The organism is Pseudolysinimonas sp. (assembly GCF_031389465.1).
Lineage (GTDB): Bacteria > Actinomycetota > Actinomycetes > Actinomycetales > Microbacteriaceae > Pseudolysinimonas_A.
This window is the reverse complement of record NZ_JANMSQ010000269.1, coordinates 1-4,257: the sequence shown is the minus strand read 5'-3', so window position 1 is coordinate 4,257 and position 4,257 is coordinate 1. Positions and strand designations below refer to the sequence as shown.

Here is a 4,257-nt window from a genome sequence, read left to right as displayed (position 1 = left end):
TCGTGCCGCCCTCGGTGCTCATGCTTTCAAACCTACACTCGGCATATGAGTGGAAATCTCCCGCGCATTGCCATCCTCGGAGCGGGGTCGATGGGCGGCGCGATTCTCGCCGGGCTCGTCGAATCGGGCCTCGCGACTTCCGGGGTCGCGGTCACCAATCGCAGTGCCAGCAAGGCCGACGCGGTGCGGATGCCGGGGGTCGACTCGTACGCGCTCGAGCTGGATTCCGCGGCCAACCGAGTCGCCATCGAGGGGGCGCGAGTGGTCATCGTCGGGGTCAAGCCGGCGATGGTGCCCGAGCTGCTAGCCGAAGTCGCCGAGTTTCTCGAGGGCGACGCGATCGTGGTGAGTGTCGCGGCCGGGGTGACGACCGCGACGATGGAGGCGCTGGTGCCGAACGCCGTCGCGCGGACGATGCCCAACACCCCGTCGGTCGTTCGCCGGGGGGTCACCGGCCTCGCCGCGGGCTCGCGCATCTCGCCCGACCAGCTCGCGCTCGTGCGCGCGGTGTTCGAAACCGTCGGTGCCGTGATCGAGCTCGACGAGAACCGCATCGACGCCCTCAGCACCATTTCGGGGTCGGGTCCCGCATACGTCTTCTTCCTGATCGAACAGCTCACCGGTACCGCGCTGCGGCTGGGTTTCACCGAATCCGACGCGCGGCTCATGGTCGAGCAGACCTTCCTCGGCGCCTCCGAGTTGCTGGCCTCGTCGGATGCCGACCCGGCCGAGTTGCGCCGCCGCGTGACCAGCCCCAACGGCACCACGATGCGTGCGATCGCCGTCATGGAAGAGGCCGACCTCGCCGGCATGTTCGACCGCGCAACCGCCGCCGCTCTCGCCCGCGCGAAGGAGATGTCCCTCGGCGGCTGAGGAGTCGGGCATCCGTTTTCAGGAAGTTGAGTAGCTGGAGTGGCTGGTGTCATGTACGGAGGTCGCAGGAGCCACACGGGACAACATTCGCCCCGCAAGTTCCTGAAAACGGGAAGCGGCCCACCGGCTCTGCTCTGCATAGCGCTGAACTTGTCGAGGTCGGCGGTGTTGCCGCTGGCGATGATGAGGTCGTGATTCGACACCACGGTGTCGGCGGTGGCGTAGGTGAACTCCTTGCCGGGGCTCTTCACCCCGACCACGGTGATCCCGTACTTCTGGCGCACCTGCGCTTCCGAGAGCGAGATGCCGCGGATCGGCTTCGGCGGGTACATCTTGACGATCGCGAAGTCGTCGTCGAACTCGATGAAGTCGAGCATCCGGCCCGAGACGAGGTGGGCGACGCGCTCGCCTGCTTCCGCCTCCGGGTAGATGACGTGGTTCGCGCCGATGCGGGCGAGGATCTTGCCGTGCGACTGGCTGATCGCCTTCGCCCAGATCTGCGGAATCTTGAGGTCGACCAGGTTCGCGGTGATGAGCACCGACGCCTCGACTGAGGACCCGACCGCGACGACAGCGATCGAGAAGTCTGAGGCACCGATCTGGTTGAGTGCGTCGATGGATCGTGCATCCGCTTGCACGGCGTGGGTCACCCGCTCCGACCACTTCTGCACGAGCCCCGCGTCTTCGTCGACGGCCAGCACGTCGCGGTCGAGTCGCGCCAGTTGACCCGCGGTCGCGGCACCGAACCGACCCAGTCCGATGACCAGCACCGGGGCGTCATGTGGGATCTTGTCAACCAACGATCGGCCTTTCCTCGGGGCGCCGGAACAGTTGTCGGCGGGTGCTCGCCGCGAGTGCCGCGGCGAGAGTCACGGTACCAATGCGGCCGAGGAACATCGTCGCCGCGAGCACGTACTGCGCGCCATCGGAGGTCGAGGCGGTGAAACCGGTCGAGAGACCGCACGTCGCGAACGCGCTGATCACGTCGAACAGGATGTAGTCGATCGGTACGTCGTCGGTGATGAGCAGGATGACGATGGTCGCGACGGCGACGGTCGTCGCGCCCCACAGCACGACGCTCACGGCGAGGCGCAGGACGTCTTGGGGGATCCGCCGCTCGTACGCCTCCATGTCGTCGACGCCGCGCGCCTCCGCGAACGCGGCGAGGAACAGGATCGCCAGCGTCGTCACCTTGATGCCGCCCGCGGTCGAGGCGGAGCCGCCTCCGATGAACATCAGCATGTCGGTGACGAGCAGACTCGACCCGTCGAGTTGGCCCATGTCCAGGGTCGCGAAGCCGCCCGATCTGGCCATCGAGGAGATGAAGAACGACTGCAGGATGCGCTGATCGAGACTCATCGCGGCCATCGTCGCGGGGTTGCCCCACTCGAACGCCAAGTAGGCGACGGTGCCGCCGACCGTCAGCAGTGCAAAGGTGATGAGGGTCAGCTTCACGTGCAGCGACCAACGCCGCGGGTGGCGCAGGTTCTTGCGCAGCACGTAGATGACCGGGAAGCCGATTGCGCCGAATACGACGCCGATCACGAGAGCGATGAGGAACCACCAGTCGCTCGCGTACGGCTCGAGCCCGGAACTGGTCGGCAGGAACCCGGTATTGGTGAACGCCATCGCGGAGATGTAGATCGACTCCCACGCCGCCGAAAGCGGGTCGGCGCCTTCGAGGAGCATGCGCGGGAAAAGCAGGGCGGCGACGAACAACTCGATCACGAGCACGCTGATCGCGACGGTCGCCAGAAGGCTGCGGGTCTCACCGAGCCGCACCGCCTGGCTTTCCGAAACGGGGCCTTTGCGGATGCGGAGGGGGTTCGCATCGCCGGCTGCGAGGAGCTTCTGCCGGAGGCCGAGCTTGCGACTGATGATCAGGCCGAGGATCGATGCGACGGTCAAAACGCCGATGCCGCCGATCTCGACCCCGACAAACACGAAGACGTGCCCGAGCGGCGACCAGAACGTCGCCATGTCGACGGTCGAGAGTCCGGTGACGCAGATCACCGAGACGGCGGTGAACAGGGCGTCGACGAACGGTGCCTGTTGCCCCGAGGTCGTCGCGACGGGCAGCGAGAAGAGGATCGTGAAAATGCCGACGAGGCTGGCGAAAACCAGCACGGCGAAGCGTGCCGGCGTCGAGGCCGCGAAGTCGCTGAGCCGATCGAGGATGCGTGCGCGCAAAGACTCGAGCTGCACGGGCCGCGCGCGCATCCGTCTCCCTCGCCTGTCACCGGTCAGGCTCGCAGCCCCGACCAGGCTGAAATGCTACTCGCGCCCCCGACGCACGCGGCTACCCTGAGGGAATGGCCGATATCTTCGACGTGCTCGCCGACGGAACGCGCCGCGACATCCTGCGCCGGTTGCTCGACGGCGAGGCGACCGTGAGCGACCTGGTCGAGGTGCTCGGGCTCACCCAACCGACCGTCTCGAAGCACCTTGCCCGACTGCTCGACGCCGCACTGGTGACCGTGCGCGAAGACGGCCGCAACCGCATCTACGCGTTGCGTGCGGCGCCACTCGGAGCCGTTGACGCCTGGCTCTCACCCTTCCTCGAAGGCGTGCCGAGCGCCGTCACGTTCGGCGAAGCCGACGAAGCCGGACCGACGATCTTCGCCGCCTGGGCGGGTGCCGAAGCCGGGGACCGGGTCGGCCGGGTCGCCGCGGATGCCGCGCACAACGCCCGCGTCGCGCTCGAAGCGGCCCAAGAGAAACTGCAGGGGGCGCAGAAACGCGTCACCGAAAAGATGCCGCGCTGGGGCCGCGACGACGACTGAGTACCAGCTTCACCGACAACGCCAGCCATAGACAGCGCCCGCTGCAACGGCCTAGTCTGATCGGTCGAACGCACTCCACTCACATCAGCAACATCACCAACAGGAGCCGACATGGCAGGAGCACTCTCCGACATGCGGTTCCTGACGGTGGCCGAAGTCGCCGACCTGATGCGCGTGTCCACCATGACCGTGTATCGGCTCGTCAAATCGGGCGAACTCCCGGCCGTGCGATTCGGGCGTTCCTACCGCATCCCCGAGACCGCCGTCGCAGCCGCCGTCGAACTGCCTGCCGTACAGCAGACGCAGAACCGCAGCAACCGCGCAGGGTAGACTCACCCCTTGTGATTTCCGCGGTTCGATGAGGGCCCGGGTGGTCCTTACGTCGAAACGAGGTGAACATGGGTTCTGTCATCAAGAAGCGCCGCAAGCGCATGGCGAAAAAGAAGCACCGCAAGCTCCTTCGCAAGACGCGTCACCAGCGTCGTAACAAGAAGTGAGCTTGTCCTAAACGTCGGAGCGGGGGGGGATTAGCGGGTGAACGGCCGGGGGCCCCACCCCCCCAGAAACCCCCCCCCCCCCCCCCGCCCCCCAGGGGTGGGGG

General features: G+C 66.9%; 5 protein-coding genes and 1 pseudogene. 4 read left to right on the top strand and 2 right to left on the bottom strand.

Features of this window, described 5'->3' with window-relative positions; translation table 11 throughout:
• Nucleotides 1-45 precede the first annotated feature (45 nt).
• Entirely contained in the window at nt 46-873 is an 828-nt protein-coding gene (gene proC / locus RMO30_RS10780; RefSeq protein WP_309713169.1) for a pyrroline-5-carboxylate reductase, read from the top strand.
• Nucleotides 874-1,007: 134 nt separating this feature from the next.
• Here proC and RMO30_RS10775 read toward each other — a convergent pair.
• Nucleotides 1,008-1,673: pseudogene (locus tag RMO30_RS10775) on the bottom strand (potassium channel family protein); the annotation flags it as partial.
• Nucleotides 1,666-3,093, bottom strand: a complete 1,428-nt coding sequence (locus tag RMO30_RS10770; RefSeq protein ID WP_309713166.1) for a potassium transporter TrkG — start codon at nt 3,091-3,093, stop codon at nt 1,666-1,668. The pseudogene RMO30_RS10775 and the gene RMO30_RS10770, both read right to left, overlap by 8 nt.
• 92 nt (nt 3,094-3,185) lie before the next feature.
• Here RMO30_RS10770 and RMO30_RS10765 point away from each other — a divergent pair, with 92 nt between their 5' ends.
• The 3 genes from RMO30_RS10765 (at nt 3,186) to RMO30_RS10755 (ending at nt 4,153) form a co-directional block, all read left to right on the top strand.
• Nucleotides 3,186-3,656, top strand: a complete 471-nt coding sequence (locus tag RMO30_RS10765; protein ID WP_309713163.1) for a metalloregulator ArsR/SmtB family transcription factor — start codon at nt 3,186-3,188, stop codon at nt 3,654-3,656.
• 111 nt (nt 3,657-3,767) lie between these two features.
• Nucleotides 3,768-3,986: a helix-turn-helix domain-containing protein gene (locus RMO30_RS10760; RefSeq protein ID WP_309713160.1), complete on the top strand. Its 219-nt coding sequence runs from the start codon at nt 3,768-3,770 to the stop codon at nt 3,984-3,986.
• Between the two features lie 68 nt (nt 3,987-4,054).
• Nucleotides 4,055-4,153 carry a 30S ribosomal protein bS22 gene (locus RMO30_RS10755; RefSeq protein WP_003792170.1) on the top strand — a complete coding sequence of 33 codons (99 nt, stop codon included), beginning with the start codon at nt 4,055-4,057 and terminating at the stop codon, nt 4,151-4,153.
• The last annotated feature ends 104 nt before the right edge of the window (nt 4,154-4,257 follow it).

Coding starts and splice junctions, on each gene's coding strand:
- proC (WP_309713169.1), top strand. CDS start 46: ATGAGTGGAAATCTCCCGCGCATTGCCATCCTCGGAGCGGGGTCGATG.
- RMO30_RS10770 (WP_309713166.1), bottom strand. CDS start 3,093: ATGCGCGCGCGGCCCGTGCAGCTCGAGTCTTTGCGCGCACGCATCCTC.
- RMO30_RS10765 (WP_309713163.1), top strand. CDS start 3,186: ATGGCCGATATCTTCGACGTGCTCGCCGACGGAACGCGCCGCGACATC.
- RMO30_RS10760 (WP_309713160.1), top strand. CDS start 3,768: ATGGCAGGAGCACTCTCCGACATGCGGTTCCTGACGGTGGCCGAAGTC.
- RMO30_RS10755 (WP_003792170.1), top strand. CDS start 4,055: ATGGGTTCTGTCATCAAGAAGCGCCGCAAGCGCATGGCGAAAAAGAAG.